Source organism: Streptomyces sp. Ncost-T10-10d (assembly GCF_900091955.1).
Classification (GTDB): domain Bacteria; phylum Actinomycetota; class Actinomycetes; order Streptomycetales; family Streptomycetaceae; genus Streptomyces.
In genome coordinates this window covers 1-20,504 of the sequence record NZ_FMDF01000227.1, presented here as the reverse complement: position 1 = coordinate 20,504, position 20,504 = coordinate 1, and the positions used below count along the sequence as shown (strand labels likewise).

The 20,504-nt window shown below is 70.2% G+C and carries 20 protein-coding genes and 1 other RNA gene; 4 read left to right on the top strand and 17 right to left on the bottom strand.

Annotated features, from left to right (window positions below; all coding sequences use genetic code 11):
• Positions 1 to 358: 358 nt before the first annotated feature.
• The 4 genes from GA0115254_RS40465 to GA0115254_RS40450 form a co-directional block, all read right to left on the bottom strand.
• On the bottom strand, positions 359 to 2,737 hold the full coding sequence (locus tag GA0115254_RS40465; RefSeq protein ID WP_176740496.1) for a HelD family protein: 2,379 nt from the start codon (positions 2,735 to 2,737) through the stop codon (positions 359 to 361).
• A gap of 104 nt (positions 2,738 to 2,841) precedes the next feature.
• Complete coding sequence (locus GA0115254_RS40460; protein WP_093900249.1) at positions 2,842 to 3,723, bottom strand: anti-sigma factor family protein; 882 nt, start codon at positions 3,721 to 3,723, stop codon at positions 2,842 to 2,844.
• On the bottom strand, positions 3,720 to 4,307 hold the full coding sequence (locus tag GA0115254_RS40455) for a sigma-70 family RNA polymerase sigma factor (RefSeq protein WP_093900248.1): 588 nt from the start codon (positions 4,305 to 4,307) through the stop codon (positions 3,720 to 3,722). The genes GA0115254_RS40460 and GA0115254_RS40455 overlap by 4 nt, the downstream gene beginning before the upstream one ends.
• A gap of 88 nt (positions 4,308 to 4,395) precedes the next feature.
• Positions 4,396 to 5,013 carry a CGNR zinc finger domain-containing protein gene (locus tag GA0115254_RS40450; RefSeq protein ID WP_093900418.1) on the bottom strand — a complete coding sequence of 206 codons (618 nt, stop codon included), beginning with the start codon at positions 5,011 to 5,013 and terminating at the stop codon, positions 4,396 to 4,398.
• Positions 5,014 to 5,132: 119 nt separating this feature from the next.
• Here GA0115254_RS40450 and GA0115254_RS40445 point away from each other — a divergent pair, with 119 nt between their 5' ends.
• Entirely contained in the window at positions 5,133 to 5,687 is a 555-nt protein-coding gene (locus tag GA0115254_RS40445) for a GNAT family N-acetyltransferase (protein WP_093900417.1), read from the top strand.
• A 98-nt stretch (positions 5,688 to 5,785) separates the two neighbouring features.
• Here the strand turns inward: GA0115254_RS40445 and GA0115254_RS40440 are convergent, their stop codons facing one another.
• Both GA0115254_RS40440 and GA0115254_RS40435 read right to left on the bottom strand, forming a co-directional pair.
• Positions 5,786 to 6,349 (bottom strand): GNAT family N-acetyltransferase, encoded by a 564-nt coding sequence (locus tag GA0115254_RS40440; protein ID WP_093900247.1) that lies wholly within the window; start codon positions 6,347 to 6,349, stop codon positions 5,786 to 5,788.
• A 55-nt stretch (positions 6,350 to 6,404) separates the two neighbouring features.
• Positions 6,405 to 6,779 (bottom strand): DUF4259 domain-containing protein, encoded by a 375-nt coding sequence (locus GA0115254_RS40435; RefSeq protein ID WP_093900246.1) that lies wholly within the window; start codon positions 6,777 to 6,779, stop codon positions 6,405 to 6,407.
• Positions 6,780 to 7,003: 224 nt separating this feature from the next.
• On the opposite strand from GA0115254_RS40435, the gene GA0115254_RS40430 reads away from it, so the two are divergent.
• On the top strand, positions 7,004 to 7,582 hold the full coding sequence (locus tag GA0115254_RS40430; protein ID WP_093900245.1) for an anthrone oxygenase family protein: 579 nt from the start codon (positions 7,004 to 7,006) through the stop codon (positions 7,580 to 7,582).
• Here the strand turns inward: GA0115254_RS40430 and GA0115254_RS40425 are convergent.
• The 5 genes from GA0115254_RS40425 to GA0115254_RS40405 form a co-directional block, all read right to left on the bottom strand.
• Positions 7,531 to 8,673 carry a uroporphyrinogen-III synthase gene (locus tag GA0115254_RS40425; RefSeq protein WP_093900416.1) on the bottom strand — a complete coding sequence of 381 codons (1,143 nt, stop codon included), beginning with the start codon at positions 8,671 to 8,673 and terminating at the stop codon, positions 7,531 to 7,533. The genes GA0115254_RS40430 and GA0115254_RS40425 overlap by 52 nt on opposite strands.
• 212 nt (positions 8,674 to 8,885) lie before the next feature.
• Positions 8,886 to 10,127 (bottom strand): acyltransferase family protein, encoded by a 1,242-nt coding sequence (locus tag GA0115254_RS40420; protein WP_093900244.1) that lies wholly within the window; start codon positions 10,125 to 10,127, stop codon positions 8,886 to 8,888.
• Positions 10,124 to 12,313, bottom strand: a complete 2,190-nt coding sequence (locus tag GA0115254_RS40415) for a bifunctional polysaccharide deacetylase/glycosyltransferase family 2 protein (protein ID WP_093900243.1) — start codon at positions 12,311 to 12,313, stop codon at positions 10,124 to 10,126. Before GA0115254_RS40415 ends, GA0115254_RS40420 begins: the two co-directional genes overlap by 4 nt.
• Complete coding sequence (locus GA0115254_RS40410; protein WP_256103046.1) at positions 12,314 to 13,003, bottom strand: hypothetical protein; 690 nt, start codon at positions 13,001 to 13,003, stop codon at positions 12,314 to 12,316. It abuts the gene before it with no gap.
• Between the two features lie 138 nt (positions 13,004 to 13,141).
• Positions 13,142 to 14,143 carry a LysR family transcriptional regulator gene (locus tag GA0115254_RS40405; RefSeq protein WP_093900241.1) on the bottom strand — a complete coding sequence of 334 codons (1,002 nt, stop codon included), beginning with the start codon at positions 14,141 to 14,143 and terminating at the stop codon, positions 13,142 to 13,144.
• An 84-nt stretch (positions 14,144 to 14,227) separates the two neighbouring features.
• Between GA0115254_RS40405 and GA0115254_RS40400 the strand changes: the two genes are divergently transcribed.
• Entirely contained in the window at positions 14,228 to 15,484 is a 1,257-nt protein-coding gene (locus tag GA0115254_RS40400) for an MFS transporter (RefSeq protein WP_256103045.1), read from the top strand.
• A 63-nt stretch (positions 15,485 to 15,547) separates the two neighbouring features.
• Here GA0115254_RS40400 and ssrA read toward each other — a convergent pair.
• The 5 genes from ssrA to ftsE all read right to left on the bottom strand — a co-directional run bounded on the left by ssrA (position 15,548) and on the right by ftsE (position 19,453).
• Positions 15,548 to 15,935, bottom strand: a transfer-messenger RNA (tmRNA) gene (ssrA, locus tag GA0115254_RS40395).
• A 125-nt stretch (positions 15,936 to 16,060) separates the two neighbouring features.
• The gene (gene smpB / locus GA0115254_RS40390; protein ID WP_093900240.1) at positions 16,061 to 16,549 is read right to left on the bottom strand and encodes an SsrA-binding protein SmpB; all 489 of its coding nucleotides are present in this window, start codon (positions 16,547 to 16,549) and stop codon (positions 16,061 to 16,063) included.
• An 18-nt stretch (positions 16,550 to 16,567) separates the two neighbouring features.
• On the bottom strand, positions 16,568 to 17,755 hold the full coding sequence (locus GA0115254_RS40385; RefSeq protein ID WP_093900239.1) for a S41 family peptidase: 1,188 nt from the start codon (positions 17,753 to 17,755) through the stop codon (positions 16,568 to 16,570).
• A gap of 67 nt (positions 17,756 to 17,822) precedes the next feature.
• Positions 17,823 to 18,740, bottom strand: coding sequence for a permease-like cell division protein FtsX (ftsX, locus tag GA0115254_RS40380; RefSeq protein ID WP_093900238.1), 918 nt, complete (start codon positions 18,738 to 18,740; stop codon positions 17,823 to 17,825).
• A 23-nt stretch (positions 18,741 to 18,763) separates the two neighbouring features.
• Positions 18,764 to 19,453 carry a cell division ATP-binding protein FtsE gene (ftsE, locus tag GA0115254_RS40375; RefSeq protein ID WP_024489199.1) on the bottom strand — a complete coding sequence of 230 codons (690 nt, stop codon included), beginning with the start codon at positions 19,451 to 19,453 and terminating at the stop codon, positions 18,764 to 18,766.
• A gap of 269 nt (positions 19,454 to 19,722) precedes the next feature.
• Between ftsE and GA0115254_RS40370 the strand changes: the two genes are divergently transcribed.
• On the top strand, positions 19,723 to 19,923 hold the full coding sequence (locus tag GA0115254_RS40370) for a hypothetical protein (protein ID WP_093900237.1): 201 nt from the start codon (positions 19,723 to 19,725) through the stop codon (positions 19,921 to 19,923).
• Between the two features lie 109 nt (positions 19,924 to 20,032).
• Here the strand turns inward: GA0115254_RS40370 and GA0115254_RS40365 are convergent.
• Positions 20,033 to 20,504: LPXTG cell wall anchor domain-containing protein (locus GA0115254_RS40365; protein WP_256103042.1), on the bottom strand; the 472-nt coding region annotated here is incomplete at its 5' end.

Here is a 20,504-nt window from a genome sequence, read left to right as displayed (position 1 = left end):
GACTGCCGCGTTTCGGAAAGTATTTTCCACCATACGAGAGACAGCGGCTTCAGCGGAACCCCCCACCGCTCCCCGCGGGGCCGGAAACCGCCAAGCCCCGTCAAGAAGCCGCCAGGTCCGCAAACAACAACAGACCCGCGCCACCGGAAGGTGACGCGGGTCTGTCTTCTTGTTCAACGGCACCGACCCGCCATGCTCGCCTCGCGGCAAGTGGTCGCTCGAAGCGACGAAGGTTGGGCCCGGGGGCTTGGATCGAGCCGGTGCCGACACCAGGCTAACAAAGACCCCACAGAAGTGATTCCCGCAGGACAGGTCGGTTCGAAAATCTGCCTCGCCGGCGGCGCCTCTGCTCCTTGTCTCAGTCCCTCAGCAGGTCCGGGACGCCGTCCTCGTCGGGCAGGTCCCGCTCCCCCGATACCACCGTGAGCTGCTGCGTCGCCCGCGTCAGCGCCACGTACAGCACCCGCAGACCGGCCGGGGACTCGTCCGCGATCTCCGCGGGCGAGACGACCACCGTGGCGTCGTACTCCAGGCCCTTCGCCTCCAGGCTGCCCAGCGCCACCACCCGCTCGCCGAGCTCGGCGAGCCAGTTGCGGGCCTGCGCCCGGCGGTGCATCGCCACGACCACACCCACCGTGCCGTCCACCTCGGCCAGCAGCCGCCGCGCCTCCTCGCGCACCGATGCGGCCAGATCGCCGTCGCGTACGGTCTCGAAGCGCGGCTTCACACCCGTGGAACGGACCGCGGCCGGTGACTCCATTCCGGGCATCGCGAGCGCCAGGACCTTCGAGGCCAGCTCGGCGATCTCGGCCGGGTTGCGGTAGTTGACCGTGAGGGTGAAGCGGCGGCGCGGCCGGTTGCCGAGTGCCTCGTCGCGCGCCCGGGCCGCCTCGTCCGGATCCGACCAGGAGGACTGCGCCGGGTCTCCGACGATCGTCCAGGTGGCATGGCGGCCACGGCGGCCGACCATGCGCCACTGCATGGGGGTGAGGTCCTGCGCCTCGTCGACGATGACATGCGCGTACTCCGTACGCTCCGCGGCCAGCCGCTCGGCCCGCTCGCGCTGGGTCTCCTCGCGCTGCGGCATCAGCTCCTCCAGACCGGAGAGCTGGTCCAGCGGGTCGAATTCGCGCTTCTTCTTCGGCCGGTGCGGGGTGCCGAGCAGCGTCTGCAGCTCGTCGAGGATCGCCACGTCGTGTACGGAGAGCGGCCCGTTCCCTTCGCTGTCGAGCCGCTTCAGGGAGCGGGCGAAGCGGCGCACCTCGCCCTGGTTGAGGACCCGGCGCGCCCAGCGGCCGAGCCGCTTCTCGTCGGCCATCGCGGCGAGCACCCCGCGTGGGGTGAGTTCGGGCCACCAGGCGTTCAGGAAGTCGAGGAAGGGCGTCTCGGTGGAGACGTCCTCGTCGAAGGAGGAGCGCAGTTCGGCGGCCAGCTCGGGGTCGGTGTAGCGGCCCCGGCCCGAGGACTTGTTCCACAGGGCGTCCAGGAGCAGTCTGCGGGCGCGCGGGCGCAGCAGGTTGACCGGGGCGGTGCCGCCGAGGACGGACTGCCGGATGCGGTGCAGTTCGTCGGCGTTCAGTTCGACACGGGCGCCGAACGCGACGACCCGCAGCCGGGTCGGGGTGGCCGGGGCCTCGTCGGCTCCGTCGCCGAAGGACAGCTGGCCGTCCCGGTCCTCCGTCCTGCGGGGGGTGCCGGGCTGTTCCAGTGCGCCGCGTGCCGCCTTGCGCAGCACCTGGAGCATCCGGGAGGACCCCTTGATCCGGGCGACGGCGGGTTCGTCGTACGTGGTGGCGCCCTCGACCCCGGCCGCCTCGTCGGAGAGCGAACCGACCGCACGGATCGCGACCTGTCCTTCCTCGCCCAGCGACGGCAGCACGCCTTCGGTGTACGCGACAAGGAGCGGGGTCGGCGAGACGACGAGGATGCCGCCCGCGTAACGCCGCCGGTCCTGGTAGAGGAGGTACGCGGCGCGGTGCAGGGCGACGGCGGTCTTACCGGTGCCGGGGCCGCCGGACACCTCGGTGACGGAGGCGGCGGGTGCCCGGATCACCAGGTCCTGTTCGGCCTGGATGGAGGAGACGATGTCCCGCATGGTGTGGCTGCGGGCCTGGCCGAGCGCCGCCATCAGGGCGCCGTCGCCGATGACGGGGAGCTTGTCGCCGCCCAGGTACGCGGTGAGCTCGGGGCGCATCAGGTCGTCCTCGACCCCGAGGACCTTGCGGCCCTTGGAGCGGATGACCCGGCGGCGTACCACCCTGCCCGGTTCCTTCGGCGTCGACCGGTAGAACGGTGCGGCGGCCGGTGCGCGCCAGTCGATGACCAGCGGCGCGTAGTCGGAGTCGAGGACCCCGATCCGGCCGATGTGCAGCGTCTCCGCGATATCGGCGGAGTTGTCGTCGCGTACGGCGTCGTCGGCCGGTTCGACGGAGGTGTACGCGCCGTCCGGGCCCCGTTCGCCGTCCTTGCCGAGCAGCAGATCGATCCTTCCGAAGAGGAAGTCCTCGAACTCGCTGTTCAGCCGGTTGAGGTGGATTCCGGCCCGGAACACCTGGGCGTCGCGCTCGGCGAGCGCTCCGGGGGTACCGACCTGGCCGCGCTTGACGGCGTCATTCATGAGAAATTCCGCCTCGTGGATCTTCTCTTCGAGGCGGTGATAAACACGGTCGAGATGTTCCTGCTCGACACCGATTTCCCGGTCCCGCATCGAATCGACAGCGGCATCCTGCGCGGCCACCGAGGCCCCCTTCTGACGTGCATTGGGCAGCCGTCAACCCTATGCGAAGCGGGGGCCGCCGCGCACCCTGCCGCGCGTATCGAAATGGCACGGCGGAGTCTCGATCAGGCGTCGACCTCCACCAGTCGCCTGCCGTCGAACGTACGCACCTCGAAATGGTCGATGTCGCCGCGGTCCATCGCCGCGCCGCCGTGGACATAGAGCGGGTACTTCGAGGCCGGGTGCGGGGAGTCCTTGATGCCGTATCCCCACTTCGGTACGGACCAGGAGGTGACGATCTCCTCCTCACCGGTCTTCGACACGGCGACCAGGCTGCATTTCTCCGGACCCGTGACGTTCTTGAGCTCCAGCACGGTGTGGGTGCCCCATGCCTTCTTCTCCATGCCGATGGTGGCGTCGACCTTGGTGGTGGGGTCGGTGGCCCGCACCTTCTCCATCATGTGGTGGAAGAAGACGTCCTCGGCGGGGCTGGTGGGGTACGGGTCGGCCGCCCGCGCCGAGGTACCGTCGTTGCCGGTCGCCAGGACCGCGACCGCCGGACCGCCGATGATCAGCGCGGCTGCCGCCGCGACCAGATACCTGGAGCGGCGCCTGCGTCCGGCCCGTTCGACCGCGACCTCGTCGACCAGCCGGTCGAGCATGCGGGGCGCGGGCGGCTGCGGGACGTGCGGGACGGGGCGGGCGCCCGGTACGGCGGCCGGGGACTCCGAGAGCAACGCGAGCATGGGTTCCAGGCCGGCGAACTCGTCGAGATGGGCGGCGCACAGGTCGCAGTCGGCCAGATGCGCCTCGAAGGCGGAGGCCTCGGCATCGTCCAGAATGCCGAGGAGATACGCACCGGCGGCGTCGTGCCCGGGCCCCTCGGCGGCTCCGCGCGAGGCTGTGTGGCCACCGGGGCTGCGGGGGCCGCTGGGGCTGCCGGAGTTTCGGGGGCCGGAGGGACCGGCCGCCCGGGGCCCGAAAGGCTCCCACTCGTGGTCGCTCATGCCGTGATCCCCCTTTCTTCGAGAGCAAGCTTCATCGAGCGCAGTGCGTAGAAGACCCGGGACCGCACCGTCCCGCTGGGGACGCCCAGCACATCAGCCGCCTCATTGACCGTACGGCCCTTGAAATAGGTCTCGACCAACGCTTCCCGGTGAGCGGGGGTCAAATCGTCGAGCGCGTCCGAGAGCGTCATCAGCCGCAACGCCTTGTCCATCTCGTCCTCCGCGGGAATGACCTCCAGCGGCGACGGATCGACCTCGTGCGGCCGGGCCTGCCGGCTGCGGTGGCCATCGATGACGATGCGCCGGGCGACCGTCACCAGCCAGGGGCGGACGGAGCCGGCGGCCCGGTCGAGCCGACCGGCGTTCTTCCAGGCACGGATGAGCGTTTCCTGCACCACGTCCTCGGCGCGCTGTCGGTCGCCGGCGACGAGGCGGAGCACATACGCGAGCAGAGGTCCGGCATGTTCGTGGTAGAGCGCCCGCATCAACTCCTCGTGGGGGACATCGGAGGGGGACAAAGGCGGCTCACTGCGATGTCGAGCCCTGTGCGGACGGTCATCGGCCACGGCCGCATCCTTGCGCACCCGAACCTCCCGGTCGAGCCCCTGTTGGGCTCCTTGACCATGAACACGAGCGGGAACCGCAATCCATTCAATCCGGTTTCAAGATTCTTTACGACGCTCCCGCGTCCGCGTCCGTGATCGCCACGGCCGCCGCCCGGCGCCGGTGCCGGGCCACCCGCTCCCGGTTCCCGCACACCTCGCTGGAGCACCAGCGACGCCGGCGGCCGCGCGAGGTGTCCAGGTAGAGGCGGCGGCAGTTGCCGGCCTCGCAGCGGCGCAGGCCGGCTCGCGCCACGGGGTCGGTCAGGAGTTCCACGGCGTCGCGGGCCACGGCGGCCAGCAGTGCCCCGCATTCCGGATCGGCGCTCAGTGTCCGTACCAGCGTGCCGCTTCCTCCGCGTACGGCCCGCAGTCCCGGTGGTGCGGTCGCGGCGAGCGCGTTGACCCGTTCCAGGGCGCTCTCTGCTCTGCGGCCGCCGAGTTCGGCGGTCAGCAGGCGGTCGACGCCGGTCCTCAGCTGCCGGAAGCGCACCACCCAGGTGTCGTCCACCGCGCCGAGGTGGGTGCCGCTCGGTACGAGTCCGGCGGCCACCAGCCAGTCGGCGAGCCGCTCGGCGCCGTCGAGCAGTTCGCATGCGCCGGAGGTGCCGATTCCTGTGGCCACCAGATCCAGGCAGGGGCGGCCGGAGTCGAACCGCCAGTCGTACGAGCCTTTGCCCGCCGCCATGTGCATGTCACCGCCTCGGGGTCTCCGGTGGAGGTCTCCCCCAGAGTGCCCCTCGGGCGGCAGACCCGGAACCCCTGATGCCACGCGGGTCGGTGCACGCGTACCCGTACGCTGCCCTGATGGACGACGATCTCCGCACCGCCACCCTTGAGGCCGGCCCGCTCCTGCTCCGGCCGTGGCTGCCCGACGACGGGCCGGCCCTGATCGAGGCGTATCGCGACCCTGCGATGCGCGCCATGCTGCGCACACTGGTCACGGACGTGGCGGAGGCTCAGCACTGGCTGCACGTGCAGCAGGAGGGCCGGGAATCCGGCAGCCGCTTCAGTTTCGCGGTGGTCGATCGCGATCGCTCCGACGAACTGGTCGGCAATGTGGCGCTCAAGTACCCCGCACCGGGCTCCGACAGCGCGGAGGTCGGCTACTGGACGACAGCGCGGGCACGCGGCCGCGGAATCGCGCCGCGGGCGCTCGGGGCGCTCACCGACTGGGCGTTCGAAGCGTTCGCCGCGGACGGGCTCGTGCGGCTGGACCTGCTGCATCAGATGAACAACGAGGCCTCCTGCCGGGTTGCCGAGAAGAGCGGATACGGCTTCGCGGAGGTTCTTCCGGCACGGCCGCCGTGGACGCTGGACGGACACCGGCATGCGCGGGGGCGTACCGGGGGTGTCCGGTAGCCGTCCTTGTCCTCAATCGCCGAGCAGCGCTCGGCTTTCACGCCCGCACGGCGAAAGCGAGCCCGTCCGGCGTTCGAGGACGCTCCCACAGTCAACGGTCACCCCGTCAACGGCCCATCGTGCAGGATCCGCTGGAACAGCCGGTGGTCGCGCCACTCACCGTTGATGTGCAGGTAGCGCGGAGCCATCCCGTACTGCTCGAAGCCGCACTTGGCGAGCACCCGCTGCGACGCCACGTTGTCCAGCACCGTCCCTGCCTCGACCCGGTGCAGGCGCAGTTCGTCCCTGGCCAGCTCACAGATCCGCTCGACGGCGGCCGTGGCCAGCCCGCGGCCCGCGTACTCGACGTCGACCCAGTATCCGAGAACCCCGCTGCGGAACGGCCCGAGCACAATGCCGTTGAGGTTGAACCCGCCCACCACGCGGTCCTGTTCATCGGCGAGCACCCACGGCATCACCCGCCCCGCGTCGCGGTCCGCGAGCATTCCGGCCAGGCGTTCCCGCTGCCCCTGCTCGGTGTAGAAGGTGTCGGGCCGATCCGGCTCCCAGGGCTGCATGTACGCGCGGCTGCGGGTCAGGGACACAGCCAGGGAGGCGGCGTCGGCCGGGGCGGCGGGACGGAGCCGTACCTCCGCGTCGAGCCGGTGGATGTCGTCGATCACCCCGTCACGCTACCCCGGCGTCATCACGCCGCCTCCGCCCGGCCTCGTCGCACCGTCACGCCGCCTCCCGCCCGGACAGGACCGCCAGACGGTCGAAGGTACGGATCAGCTCCGCCCGCCTCCTCTCCTTGTATTCCGGTTCGGGTTCGAGGCCGTCGATGGCCCGTTCCCACACGTCCATGAAGGTCCTCTTCCAGCGCTCGACCACCGCCGCCCCGGGCACCATGGCACCGACGTAGTGCTGCTCGGCGATCAGACACAGCAGCTCGACGTTGCACGGCACGGCAACGCCCCAGTAGTCGTCGGGCTCCAGGCCGACCGGGTCGCCGGCCATCGCCTCCTCGATCTCCGAGACAAGCCGCCCGGTGATGCCCGACAGATGATCCGCCGCCGTGTCGTCGTCGAAATTCCCACTGCCCCAGGTACCCACAGGGCCCCCTCCGGTCGTCGTTCCGTGCCTGCGGCCATTCCAGCAAGCCGCACTGACAACGCCCGGGTTCCGTCCCAGCAAGCCCCACCGGCGACAACGGGCTCCGTTCCGGCGAGCCGCACCGACGACGGCGGCCCGAGTGCCGTGCGCTCCTGGACGCCCGCGCATGGAGCTGCGCGCCTGAACGATGGAGCGGGACCGTCCCCGCCACTTCACTGGGAGACATGACAACCACTCGGCCCATGCGCCCCTCCCGCGCCCCGCAGCACCTCGTGCTCGGTGGTGCCGCCGTCGCCACCGGACTGGTCGCAGGCACGTTCTACGTGTTCTCCTGCGCGGTCATGCCGGCCCTCGGGCGCAGCGACGACCGGACCTTCATCGAGGTCATGCAGAACATCAACGACGTCATCGAGAATCCGGTCTTCTTCGCCGGATTCTTCGGGGCACTGATCCTCACGGCGGTCGCCGCCTGGCAGCAGCGTCGGTCCCCCGGTCCGCGCCTGTGGATCTTCGCCGCCCTCGCCGTGTACGCCGTCGCCTTCCTGCTCACCTCGGGCGTCAACGTCCCGCTGAACAACGCCCTTGCACACGCCGGGGATCCGGCCAGGATCGCCGACCCCGGAGCCGTGCGCGAGAGGTTCGAGGACGCGTGGGTGGCCTGGAACGCCGTCCGGGCCGTCCTGTGCACGGCCGCACTCGCGCTTCTCCTGCGTGCCGCGTTCCTGACGGCGCGGCAGTATCCGCGGCCTCCTCAGGAATCGCCGTACTCGCTGTCCTCCGCCGGGTCCAGCGCCAGCCGGTAGCCGCGCTTGACGACCGTCTGGATGAGGCGGGGTGCGCCCAGTGACGAACGCAGCCTCGCCATGGCCGTCTCCACCGCGTGTTCGTCCGTTCCGCTGCCGGGCAGCGCGCGCAGCAGGTCGGCGCGCGCCACCACCCAGCCCGGCCGGCGGGCCAGGGTGTGCAGCAGGGCCATTCCGGCGGGTGGCACCGTGCGCAGTTCGCCGTCGACGATCGCGGCGTGACCGCGGATCTCCACCCGGTGCCCGGCGATCGGCAACATGCGCGCCCTGGAGGGGAGTTCGTCACACAGCAGCTGGACGAGCGGGGCGAGCCGGAAACGCTCCGGCTGGACGGTGTCGATGCCACGGGCCCGCAGCGGCAGGGCGGTGACCGGTCCGACGCAGGCCACGAGGACGTCGTCCCGCAGGGCGCTCAGGAGCTCCGGGATCAGCCCCCGCTTCTCAGCCCGGCCGAGCAGCGAGGCGGCGGCCGGGGCACTGGTGAAGGTGAGGGCGTCCAGGCCCCGGGCCAGGGTGCTGTCCAGCAGCCGGTCGAGCGGGGCGATGTCCTCGGGGTCCACCCAGCGGTAGACGGGTACGGCGACGACTTCGGCGCCCGCGGCACGGAGCGACTCGCTGAAGCCGGGGAGGGGTTCGCCGTGCAGTTGAAGGGCGATCCGGCGGCCCTCGACGCCCTCGTCCAGGAGCCGGTCCAGTACCTCGGCCATGGACTCGGAGGCGGGCGACCATGTCTCGGTCAGCCCGGCGGCCCGGACGGCGCCCTTGACCTTGGGGCCGCGGGCCAGCAGTTCGGTGCCGCGCAGGGTTTCCAGCAGCCGGTCGCCGAGGCCCCAGCCGTCGGCGGCCTCGATCCAGCCCCGGAAGCCGACCGCGGTGGTGGCGACGACCACTTCGGGGGCGGAGTCGACGATTCGCCGGGTGGCGGCGAGGAGTTCGCTGTCGTCGGCGAGCGGCACGATCCGCAGGGCGGGCGCGTGCAGAACGGCGGCACCCCGTCGCTCGAGCAGCGCGCCGAACTCCTCCGCGCGCCGTGCGGCGGTGACCCCGACGGTGAAGCCCGCGAGGGGCCCGTGCTGTTTGTCCTCGTGCATGTGGTCTACCCGGCTCTCGTCCCGCTGCTGCCCGATGATGCCGGGGGCCGAGCCTGCCAACAGTGCGTGACAGAGCTGGTTCACCCATATTTCCCGCCCGTTACGTCAGATGACATCGATCGGTCACGATCGCGCCTCGGTGCGGCTGGGCTGCGGATTCTCGGACACGGGCAGGACGGGGTCCGGTCCGGCGAAGGTATACCGTTCCCCGGTCACCCAGGCCGCTTCCGCGAGCCGTTCGGCCAGAGCCTCGGTGCGCGCTTCGCCGCTACGTCCTCGACCCAGCCGATCGCCGGGATCGTCAGCGCCATCAGCGGCCAGACGAGGAGCAGCATCAGCGCCATGTACGAGGCGCCGATGTACGTACCGAAGCGGTCGCCGAAGTACGGGATGTTCCACAGCTGGTCGATGACCGGCTCGGTGGCCATGATCAGCAGGTTGTGCCAGAGGTAGATCGTCACCGCACGGTTGTTGGCGAGGGTGATCGGCCCGTCCCACCGGGCCAGCCTGCCGGGCAGTTGGCGCCAGGACGGTGCGTACTGGAGCAGGATCACACAGAAGCCGAACGACCAGGCCGCCTGGGCGAGCGGGATCTCGTCGAGGTTCCAGCCCTCCTCGGTGAGGTGCCCCGAGGCCCACCACAGTCCGAACGCCATGACGAACGCGGCCGGCGAGACCGTCAGATAGCGCGGGACCTTCTTCAGGAGACCGTCGTGGTGGGCGAAGCCGAGGATCCAGCAGGACCCGAACACCGCGAAGTCGACGAGCCCTTCACCGGTCTCGCCGGGAATGGTGACCGGTCCGGTTCCGACCACGGCGGTGAGCCCGATCGGAGCGAGCAACGTCGGCCAGGGCAGTCGGCGGAAGGCCTTCAGCAGGAGCGGTGAAGCGAGCACGAACCACAGGTAGGCACGGATGTACCAGAGCGGGCCCACGGCCTGGTCGGCCCAGGACGTCTCCAGGAGGCCGCTCGGCGAGCCGTTCTCCCAGGGATACGGAGGGGCGCCGACCGGAAGGAGGTAGCAGCCCAGCTTGATGAACCACCAGATGCCCTCCTCCTTCACGGGCTTCCAGCCGAGCAGGAACATCACCGGGACGACAGCGGCGGCGAACGCCCACATCGGGGGCAGCAGCCGGCGGAGCCGGCCGCGGATGACGTCCCGTGCCGGGCGGGCCAGCGAGCGCGCCATCAGCGAACCGCCCAGCGCGAACATGACGCCCATGGAGGGGAACAGGATGGTCAGCCAGGCCCAGCCGAACACATGGAAGACGACGACGCGCACGAGAGCGACGGCGCGCAGCAGGTCGAGATAGCGGTCCCGGCCGCCCGGCAACGCGCCGGCGGGCGGCGCCGCGGCCTCCGCGACCGGCGGCGCGGAGGGACCCTGCACCGGGAACGGCACGGTCCGCCGCACACCGGTCGGATGCGTGGGGAGGTGTCTCGGGTGGCTCATGCGACGGGCCTCCGGTCATTGCTCCGCCGCCGGCCCGGCGTGACGCCGGGCGCTTCCACGACGCCGGTACGGCGCAGCTTCTGCCAGCGCAGGCGCCCGCCGGTGAGCGCCGTGATCCAGGACTGGAGCAGCACCACGTACATGAGCTGCCGGTAGAGGATCTGCTGAAGGGGCAGCGAGATCAGATGCGTCATGCGTTCCCGGTCGAGCCGGAACGCGTACGCGGCACAGATGCCCTGTACCGCCAGGACGCCGAGCCAGGCGAGGACGGTCTTCCGGGTGGGGCCGAAGACGAGTCCGTACAGCAGGAAGACGTCAATGAGTGGGGCGAGCAGCGGGGCGACAACCATGAACAGGGCCACGAAGGGCAGTCCGACGCGTCCGAAGCGGCCGGACGGGCCGCGTTCGACGACGGCGCGGCGGTGCTTCCAGATCGCCTGCATGGTGCCGTACGACCACCGGTAGCGCTGTGACCACAGCTGCTGCACGGTCTCCGGGGCCTCGGTCCAGGCGCGGGCGTTCTCCGCGTAGACGACCTGCCAGCCGTCGCGGTGCAGGGCCATGGTGACGTCGGTGTCCTCGGCGAGGGTGTCCTCGCTCATGCCGCCGATCCGGTCCAGTGCTTCCCGGCGGAAGGCGCCGACCGCACCGGGGATGGTGGGCATGCAGCGCAGGATGTCGTACATCCTGCGGTCCAGGTTGAAGCCCATCACGTACTCGATGTGCTGCCACGCGCCGATCAGCGAGTCGCGGTTGCCGACCTTGGCGTTCCCGGCGACGGCGCCGACGCGCGGGTCGGCGAAGGGCTGGACCAGTTCGCGGACGGTGGCGGGTTCGAAGACGGTGTCGCCGTCCATCATCACGACGATGTCGTGACGGGCGTGCGCGATCCCGTTGTTGAGGGCGGCGGGCTTTCCGGCGTTGCGCTGGCGGATGACGCGCACCTGCGGCAGCCGCATCGCCTCGACGATGCCGGCTGTTCCGTCCGTGGAGCCGTCGTCGATGACGATGATCTCGACGGGATGGTCGCTCGCCACCAGGGAACGCACGGTGTTGGCGATGCATTCGCGTTCGTTGTACGCGGGCACGATCACCGAGACCGGGCGGGCCCGCTCCGGCCCCCGGCCGAAGTGTCTTCGCCGCACCTTGCGGGCGTGCAGGAAGGACAGCAGCAGCATCAGCCCGAAGCGGACGAGGACGAGTACGCCGATCACCGCGAGCCCGGCCACCAGGACGCCGGTGACGTTCTCCGAGAGGCCCACGGCATAGACGAACGCCTTGCCCTTCCAGAGCGCGAATCCGGTGACCGGAGTGTGCGCGCTGGGGGCATCGAGGGCGGTGGTGAGGTTGGTGAACTCGTAACCCCGCTGCTGCATCCGCGGCAGGAACCGCGCGAGGGCGGCGACGGTCTGGGACCTGTTGCCGCCGGAGTCGTGCATCAGGATGACGGCGCCTCTGCCGCCCTTGGGAGTGGCGCGCTCGATGATCGCGGGGACGCCCGGGCGCTCCCAGTCCTCGCTGTCGGTGTTGTTGACGACGGTGAGATAGCCGCGGCTGCCGACGTAGCGGGTGACGGGCCAGGACTTGTTGTCCATGGCGTCGGCGAACGAGGAGTACGGCGGGCGGAACAGGGACGTACGGATACCGGCCGCGCCCGCCAACGCCAGCTGGTTCTGGGAGAGTTCCCAGTCGATGCGGGAGTGGGACCGGTAGGAGAGGTCGGGGTGGTCGAAGGTGTGCAGCCCGACCTCGTGCCCCTCGTCGACCATGCGCCGCACGAGCTCCGGGTAGCGCGAGGCCATGGTTCCGGTGACGAAGAAGACGCCGTGCGCGTGGTGCTTCTTCAGCTCGTCGAGCACTTTCGGGGTCCACACCGGGTCTGGCCCGTCGTCGAAGGTCAGGACGATGCGGTGGCCGGGGATGCTCAGCGACCTGGCGGGCCCGATGGTGTTCCGGGCGTCGATGACCGGGCCACCGTCGAGGATCTGATCGGGCACCCGGTCGGTGGCCGCCGGGGGCCGGACCCGGTGGTCGGCGAGGACTTCGCTGTGCACATAGCCGCGCAGCATCAACATGGCGAGCAGGGCAACGAGGAGCAGTGACGGCAGCAGATAACGCATGGGAAATCTGCGCCGCCCGCTCTGCTTCCTGACGTTGCGCCTGCCCCGCGGGGCAGGGGAGGTCATTTACTCGGTGCCTTCTCGCTCTTGCACAGGAGGTTCCGGGGACTGGGCCGGCGGCGTCGTGCTGCCCGCGGACGGAGTCGAGGTGCCGGTGGACGGAGTCGCGGTGTCGAAGGGCGGTACGGGGGCCGAGGACACCGGTCCGGGCTTCTGGCCGCCGCCGGTGTCGTCGTGCGCCTTGGGCGATACGACGCGTGAGGATGCCGGGGTGTCCTTGCCGGGGCCGTCCGAACCTTCCGGTTCGGCGGCTGCGCTGCCCGAGGTCGTCGCCGCGCTGCCGGGCGTCGGGCCGGTGGTGGCGCGGGCGGGCGCGCTGCCGGGCGGGAGCTCCTCACGGGCGCCGCCCGTCGGTGCGGGCGGCGCCCGGACCACGTCCGCGTTCTTGTGCCCTTCCTGACCGGAGAGCGGCAGCCAGGGCGCGCTCGAACTGCCGCCGAGCACCGCGACGGCCAGCGTCACCGCATAGCAGGCACAGGCTGCGGCGAGGATCCAGCCCAGACGCCGGAACGTCTTGCTGCGTCGGCCGCTCTCGTCGACGAACACGGGACCGTCCGAGCCTTCCGGTTCGCTCGGCTGCGCGGTCAGCTCGGAGAGCTGCCGGCCCAGACCGTCGAGCTGGACCGTGACTTCGTTCGGCTCATGTGTGTGCCCCGAACGGGCACCTTCACGCCAGGTTTCCACAGGTGTACGCACTTCCCCCACTCAAGGATCGGGTGCGCACGACTGTCCGATTATGTGCTTCCGGACCGGGCCCCCACCCTGTCCGCGCCCCCACCACATTGCACCCGGGCGATGAATGTAGCGCACGGAAACGTCACTTCTTTCCCCCAATCAGGTGGATTTCAACATGAGGGATGCATCGATCTCGGGCAGCCAGCTTCCGTCCGGCCGCACCATCCAGCCCTCCTCGGAGCCCAGTTGAGCTGCGGCTTTACGCAATGCGTCCAGGCCGGGGTGGCGCAGCCCCTTGCGCCAGACCATCAGGAGCGGGGAGAGCGGTACGGGCCGGCCCAGCGGGCGCACCACGGTGCCCGGCAACGGAGGGAAGTCGACGATGCACAGAACCGGGTGCCGCGACTTTGCCATGACCCGTTGAAATTCGGCCACGCCGATCGCGAGTGGGGCGGGCGGCGCCAGCTCGATGCCCCACTCGGCGAAGAGCAGCCGGGCGAGGTCCGTCCACTCCTCGGTGCGCGGATTCCCGGCGCCCGCGTAGACGGTCTCACCGGCCAGGTCGTCCGGTGCAACGACCTCGTGCGCGGCGAGGGGGTGATCCGCGGGGAGCAGAACGGCCATCGGCTCGTACCGCACCGGCTGTACGCCGAGCCGCGCCCGCACCACGGGGTCGAGTCCGGCGGCGCGGCCGAAGGAGACGTCGAGCCGCCCGGCGAGTATCTCGTCGGCGGCCCAGGTGAGTCCGCTCTCGAAGCGCGCCATCAGCTCGCACGCCGGAGCCAGCTCCCGTGCGCGGGCGAGTACGCGGGCGGCCGTCATGCCGTCGGTGTTGAGGTCGACGAAGAGCGGCCGGGCCGCGGGGTCGGCGAAGGCCGCGGCAAGATCGGCGTGCGCCTCCAGCACCCGCCGGGCGTGCGGGAGGAGCCGTTCGCCGTCGGCGGTGAGGGCGACCTGCCGGGTGGTGCGTACGAACAGTTCCGCACCCAGCTCGCGCTCCAGCCGGCGGATGTCCCGGCTCAGTGCCTGCTGGGCGATGTAGAGCCGGGCGGCGGCACGGGTGAAGTGCAGCTCCTCGGCGACGGCCACGAAGGCACGGAGCAGCCGAGGGTCGGTATGGGTATGCGTCTGGGTGCCCGTATCGGCGGCGGAGGAGGCCACACCCAGGAATTTACAACACAGATGCGTTAATCGGTACGGAGAAGGTGTTGGACCCCACGGGCCATGCGCCGTGAGGGTTGGTCCATGCCGTACGAGAGAGCCCCGCACACCGACCCCATGCTCGCCGTCTCCGGGGACCTGCTGGTCATAGCCCCGCGCACCGCCGCCGCCAGGCCGGCGCCCACCAACCCTTATCGCCGACTGCTCGCCACCCCGGGTGCCCGCGCCTTCACCGCGGGCAATCTCCTGGCCCGGCTTCCCATGGGCATGTTCAGTGTCAGCGCGGTGATCATGATCGCCGGTTCGCGCGGCTCGTACGCGCTGGCCGGCGCCGTGACCGCGACCGGCCTCGCCGCGACGGCGGTGGTCGCGCCGTGGACGGCCCGGCTCGTCGACAGGTACGGGCAGGCCAGGGTCGCCGTACCCGCCACCGCGATCGCCGCGCTCGGATCGCTGGCACTGCTGCTCTGCGTGCACTACGGGGCCCCGTCCTGGACGCTCTTCGCCTCCTACGCCGCGACCGCCACCACCCCCAACACCGGCGGGATGTCCCGGGCTCGCTGGGCACATCTGCACCGGGGTGATCCGGCGGCCCTGCACACCGCGAACTCCTTCGAACAGGCCGCCGACGAACTCTGCTTCATGCTCGGTCCGGCCCTCGCCGCCCTGCTGTGCGCGGCGCTCTTCCCGGAGGCCGGAACACTCGTCGGGGCGATCCTGCTGATGACCGGCGTGCTGATCTTCGCCGCCCAGCGCGCCACCGAACCGCCGGTGGCGCCCCGCACCCACGCGGGCTCCCCCCTCCGCGCCCCGGGCATGCCCGCCCTGCTCGCCGCCTTCCTCGCCACCGGCGCGGTCTTCGGCACGATGGAGGTCGTCACGATCGCCCACGCCGGGGGCGCGATCCTGGCCCTCCAGGCTGCCGGATCGTGTGTGGCGGGGCTGCTGTACGGATCACTGCGCCCGGCCGCGGACATGCGGCGCCGACTGCTGGGCTGTCTGGCCGGAATGACGGCGCTGATGTCCCTGCCCCTCCTGGCCGCCTCCTCGACGGATTCGCTGCTCGCCCTCGCGGGCGCGCTGCTGCTCGCCGGTGCGGCGACGGCCCCGACCATGGTCACCGGCATGACGCTGGTGCAACGCCTCACCCCCGAGGGCCAGTTGAACGAAGGCATGACCCTGGCCGTGACCGCGCTGCTGGGCGGGATCGCCGCGGGTTCGGCGACCGGTGGCTGGATGGTGGAGCACATGGGGCAGGTGACGGGCTATGTCGTTCCGGTGTGCGCGGCCGGGCTGGCGCTGGTCGTCGCGGCGGCCGGGGTCCGGGCCCCCCGGAACTGATGACCGGCACAAAAACGAGGACCCCGATGCCGGTGGGCAACGGGGTCCTCGTTCACATGGGAATTGTGGAGATGGCGGGAATCGAACCCGCGTCCAACGGTGCAGAATCAGGGCTTCTCCGAGTGCAGTCCGCTGCGCTTTTCTCGGCCCCGGCAGTCACGCGGACAAGCCGCCGACGGGCCCAGCCACTGTTTGATTTCCTTCTGGGCCCCGTGGCCGGGTCCAGAAGTTTAGATCCCTTGATGATGTCAGGATCCGGGTCGGGATCAACCCCGGGCTGACACTCCGCAGAGTCTTCGCTTAGCTGCTAATTAGGCAGCGAGGGCGAAGGCGGAGGAATCGCGCTTGGAATTGGCGATTATTGGTTGCGACATATGGTTTACGAGATCATTGCCGCTTCCTCGACTCGCTTCCCCTGCTTCGACATCCGCTGTCGAAACCGATCATCCCCATGTTGGCGTATTTAATTGTCAACCTCTCAAAACACGCACCCGCTGTGAGGTGCAGTGCCATCGTACGTGACCAACGCACGACGATGCCAGCCTATTCCTGCCGGCCCGCCCCTACGCTCCCCGGCTACGCGCTGCGCTGGCGCCGCCGCGCTGCCGAGATCGCCCGGTTGGTCTCCCGCAGGTCCTGCTTCTCGCGCAGGGTCTGCCGCTTGTCGTACTCCTTCTTGCCCTTGGCGAGCGCGATCTCGACCTTGACCCGGCTGTCCTTGAAGTACAGCGCGAGCGGCACGATCGTGTGACCCGTCTCGCCCGCCTTCGACTCCAGCTTGTCGATCTCCGCCCGGTGCAGCAGCAGCTTGCGCTTCCGCTTGGCGGAGTGGTTGGTCCAGGTCCCCTGCACGTACTCGGGGACGTGGATGTTGTGCAGCCAGGCCTCGCCCCCGTCGATCTGGACGAAGCCGTCCACCAGGGAGGCCCGGCCCAGACGCAGCGACTTGACCTCGGTACCCATGAGTACGAGACCGCACTCGTAGGTGTCGAGGATGTGGTAGTCGTGCCGCGCCTTCTTGTTCTGCGCGATGAGCTTGCGCCCTGTGTCCTTTTCCTTAGCCATAGTGAGACCATTTTCGCACTACGACCCACCCCCGAGGCCACTCAATACCGTCTCGGCCCGCTGCTCGGCCCCGGAGCCGACCGCGAGGTCCGGGGTGATGCCGCGGCCGTCGACGCCGCGGCCCGCCGGGGTGCGGTAGTGGCCGACGGTCAGCTCGGCCACCGAGCCGCCCGGAAGCTTGCTGGGCATCTGGACCGACCCCTTGCCGAAGGTGCGCGATCCGACGGTGACGGCGCGACCCCGGTCCTGCAGCGCGCCGGTGAGGAGCTCGGCGGCGCTCATCGTTCCGCCGTCGACGAGGACGACGAGGGGGCGGACCGTGTCGCCGCCCGGCTGCGCGTAGAGGGCACGCTGCTTGCCGTGCACGTCGTACGTGGCGACCAGGCCGCCGTTCAGGAAGGCGGAGGCGGCGGTCACGGCCTCGGTGACCAGGCCGCCCGAGTTGCCGCGCAGATCGAGGAGCACCCCGGCGCCCGCCGGTGCGTCCCGGACCGCGTCGCGGATCCTGGCACCCGAGCCCCTGGTGAACGAGTCGACCTCGATCAGTACAGCCGCGGAGGAATCGGAACGGTCCGGTCCGATGCGCCGCACGGTGACGGCCTCGGTGGTGAGTCTGGCCCGGTGCAGCGTCTCGGTCCGAAGGGCGGCGCCCCGCTGGACCCCCAGCACGACGGTGGTGCCCGCGTCCGCCTCCGTACGGTCTCCGCGCAGCAGGGCCACGGCCTCGGCGACGGGGCGCTTGTCGATCCGGTGACCGTCGATGGTACGGAGCAGATCGCCCGGCTCGATGCCGGCCCGGTCGGCGGGGCCGCCCGGCTGGACCCGGGCCACCTCGACCAGCCCGTCCGCGGAGCGCTTCGCGGCGATCCCGACACCGGTGTACGAGCCGTCGAGGGCCTGCTCGAACTCCTCGTACTGCCGCTCGTCGTACACCGCACCCCAGCGGTCGCCGCTGCGGCTGACGGCCTCCTCGGCCGCCTCCTTGCCGGACTTGCCGTCGGCGACGGCGCGGGCGGCGGCTTCGACCACCTCGTCACCGTCGACGGTGGAGGCGACGGAACGGGCGGCTATGTCCGAGGACTTCGCACCGCCGTGCGGCAGCGAGCCGGTGGCCGCCGCGGTGGCCAGCACGGTCGCGAAGACCAATGTCAGGGCCGCCCCGCGGCGCACGCCGCGGGGCCCGAAACATTGCGTGGGGCCCGACATGGCGTCGAGTCTAGGACAACGCCCCTGTGGCGCACGGCCGGTTGGCCGTGCGCCACAGGGGCGCTCGTCACACCTTCAGGTACTTGCGGAGCGCGAAGAGAGCGGCAACGGCGGGCATCAGCAGACCGATTGCCAGGACCAGGGGCAGCTTGGTGAAGACCGCGTCCCAGCCGATGAAGTCGATCAGATTCAGCTTGCTCTGCAGTGCCAGACCGCCGTCGATCAGGAAGTACCGGCCGGCCAGCAACATCACGCAGGCGAGCACACCTCCGATGAGACCGGCGAACGCGGCCTCCATGATGAACGGCATCTGGATGTAGAAGCCCGAGGCGCCGACGAGCCGCATGATGCCGGTCTCGCGCCGCCTGCTGAACGCGGACACCCGGACGGTGTTCACGATCAGCATGAGCGCAATGACCAGCATCAGCGCCATCACGAAAAGGGCGGCCACATTCATGCCGTTCATCAGCTGGAAGAGGTTGTCCAGGATGGATCTCTGGTCCTGGACGGACTGCACCCCGTCACGGCCGGCGAAGGCGGTGGCGACGACCTTGTACTTCTTCGGGTCGTGGAGCTTGACCCGGAACGACTCCTGCATCTGGTCCGGCGTGATGTTGCTCGCCATGGGCGAGTCGCCGAACTGCTGCTGGTAGTGCTTGTACGCCTCGTCGGCCGACTCGTACGTGACGGTCTGGACGACGTCCATCTTCTTGAGATCGCCCTCGATCTCCTTCTTCTGCTCGGCGGTGACAGCGCCCTTGGCACACTTGGGCGTCGAGGTCACATCACTCTTGCTGCACAGGAAGATCGAGACGTTGACCTTGTCGTACCAGTAGTCCTTCATCGTGCTGACCTGCTCGCGCATGAGCAGCGCGCCGCCGAACAGGGCGAGCGAGAGGGCGACGGAGACGACGACGGCGAAGGTCATCGTGAGGTTGCGACGGAGGCCGACGCCGATCTCCGACAGGACGAACTGGGCGCGCATGGCGTCCTTTCAGTGCTCGGTGCTCAGTGCTGGTAGCCGTAGACGCCGCGGGCCTGGTCACGTACGAGACGGCCCTGCTCCAGCTCGATGACGCGCTTGCGCATCTGGTCGACGATGTTCTGGTCGTGAGTCGCCATGATCACAGTGGTGCCGGTCCGGTTGATCCGGTCCAGCAGCTTCATGATGCCGACGGAGGTCTGCGGGTCGAGGTTGCCGGTCGGCTCGTCCGCGATCAGCAGCATCGGACGGTTCACGAAAGCCCGCGCGATCGCCACGCGCTGCTGCTCACCACCGGAGAGCTCACCGGGCATCCGGTCCTCCTTGCCGCCGAGGCCGACCAGGTCGAGAACCTGGGGCACCGCCTTGCGGATCTCACCGCGCGGCTTGCCGATGACCTCCTGCGCGAACGCCACGTTCTCCGCAACGGTCTTGTTGGGGAGGAGGCGGAAGTCCTGGAACACCGTGCCCAACTGGCGGCGCATGTGCGGCACCTTCCAGTTGGACATGCGCGCGAGGTCCTTGCCCAGGACATGAACCATGCCCTGGCTGGCGCGCTCTTCGCGGAGGATGAGTCGCATGAAGGTGGACTTGCCGGAGCCGGAGGAGCCCACCAGGAAGACGAACTCGCCCTTCTCGATATCGAGAGACACATCCCGTAGAGCGGGACGGCTCTGCTTCGGGTAGGTCTTGGAGACGTTGTCGAATCGGATCACGGATGCACCACGGTCGGCCGGGAGTAGGTGTGCGTGACCATACGCGAACCGGGCTGACGCGTGCAGGCGCGCGTCCGGGGATGGGTGATTTATGGCGGAACGGGATCGGTCGGAAGCGGGGCCGAAGCACCACGGAACGGGTGATGTCCGGCGGGCCGCGCCGAAATCCGCGCGAGCTGGCACAGTGGTAGGGGGAACGGTTGCGTTTCCGTGAGCGTTGTGCGGAGTGAAGGCGTATGCGGCTCCGCCGCGCGGGAGGAGGAAAGCGCATGACCTATGACCGACTGGTGTGCGCAAACTGCGCGGCGCCCGTGAACGAGGGCCGTTGCCCTGTGTGCCGGGCCAGCCGCGCACGGCTACAGCAGGAACAGGGGCAGGGAATGTTCGCGGGGCTGAACCCTGTGACGCTGGTGGCCCTGCTGGTGGTGCTGCTGGGCGCGCTGGCGCTGCTGGCGCACCAGACCGTGTAGTCGAGGCCGTCCGTCCGCCTGCAGGAGCGTGTACGTGTACGCAGAGGGGCCCGGGATGCCGACAGGCGTCCCGGGCCCCTCTGTGCGTACCTGTTACCGCAGGCGGCCCTTAGGCGACCGTACGGCCGTTCATCAGGCGCGGCAGGATCCGGAAGCCGATGCCTCCGGCAATCATCGTCGCGGCGCCGACCAGCAGGAACGTGGTCTCTGCGGCACCGGTCTCGGCGAGTTCGTCCTTGCCCTTGCCCTGCTCGACCGGCTGGTTGCCGGCCGAGTCGGGGGTGGTGTTGTCCGCGCAGTTCGCACCGTCGAGGTCGACGGTGCAGGTGTTGGTGTCGCCACCGGTGGTGCCGGAGGAGGCGTTACCAGTGGTGGAGCCGGTGTCACCACCGGTCACACCGCCCTGGTTGCCGGTACCGCCCTGGTTGCCCGCGCCGCCCTGGTTGCCCGCGCCGCCCTGGTCACCGGCACCACCCTGGTCGCCCGCACCACCCTGGTCACCGGCGCCGCCCTGGTCGCCCGCGCCACCCTGGTTGCCCGCGCCGCCCTGGTCGCCCGCACCACCCTGGTTGCCCGCGCCG

Bases quoted from the DNA above. Each gene is read 5' to 3' on its own strand.
- GA0115254_RS40460 (WP_093900249.1), bottom strand. From the start codon at position 3,723: ATGAGCGACCACGAGTGGGAGCCTTTCGGGCCCCGGGCGGCCGGTCCC.
- GA0115254_RS40450 (WP_093900418.1), bottom strand. From the start codon at position 5,013: ATGGCGGCGGGCAAAGGCTCGTACGACTGGCGGTTCGACTCCGGCCGC.
- GA0115254_RS40445 (WP_093900417.1), top strand. From the start codon at position 5,133: ATGGACGACGATCTCCGCACCGCCACCCTTGAGGCCGGCCCGCTCCTG.
- GA0115254_RS40430 (WP_093900245.1), top strand. From the start codon at position 7,004: ATGACAACCACTCGGCCCATGCGCCCCTCCCGCGCCCCGCAGCACCTC.
- GA0115254_RS40425 (WP_093900416.1), bottom strand. From the start codon at position 8,673: ATGCACGAGGACAAACAGCACGGGCCCCTCGCGGGCTTCACCGTCGGG.
- GA0115254_RS40420 (WP_093900244.1), bottom strand. From the start codon at position 10,127: ATGAGCCACCCGAGACACCTCCCCACGCATCCGACCGGTGTGCGGCGG.
- GA0115254_RS40415 (WP_093900243.1), bottom strand. From the start codon at position 12,313: ATGACCTCCCCTGCCCCGCGGGGCAGGCGCAACGTCAGGAAGCAGAGC.
- GA0115254_RS40400 (WP_256103045.1), top strand. From the start codon at position 14,228: ATGCCGTACGAGAGAGCCCCGCACACCGACCCCATGCTCGCCGTCTCC.
- smpB (WP_093900240.1), bottom strand. From the start codon at position 16,549: ATGGCTAAGGAAAAGGACACAGGGCGCAAGCTCATCGCGCAGAACAAG.
- GA0115254_RS40385 (WP_093900239.1), bottom strand. From the start codon at position 17,755: ATGTCGGGCCCCACGCAATGTTTCGGGCCCCGCGGCGTGCGCCGCGGG.
- ftsX (WP_093900238.1), bottom strand. From the start codon at position 18,740: ATGCGCGCCCAGTTCGTCCTGTCGGAGATCGGCGTCGGCCTCCGTCGC.
- GA0115254_RS40370 (WP_093900237.1), top strand. From the start codon at position 19,723: ATGACCTATGACCGACTGGTGTGCGCAAACTGCGCGGCGCCCGTGAAC.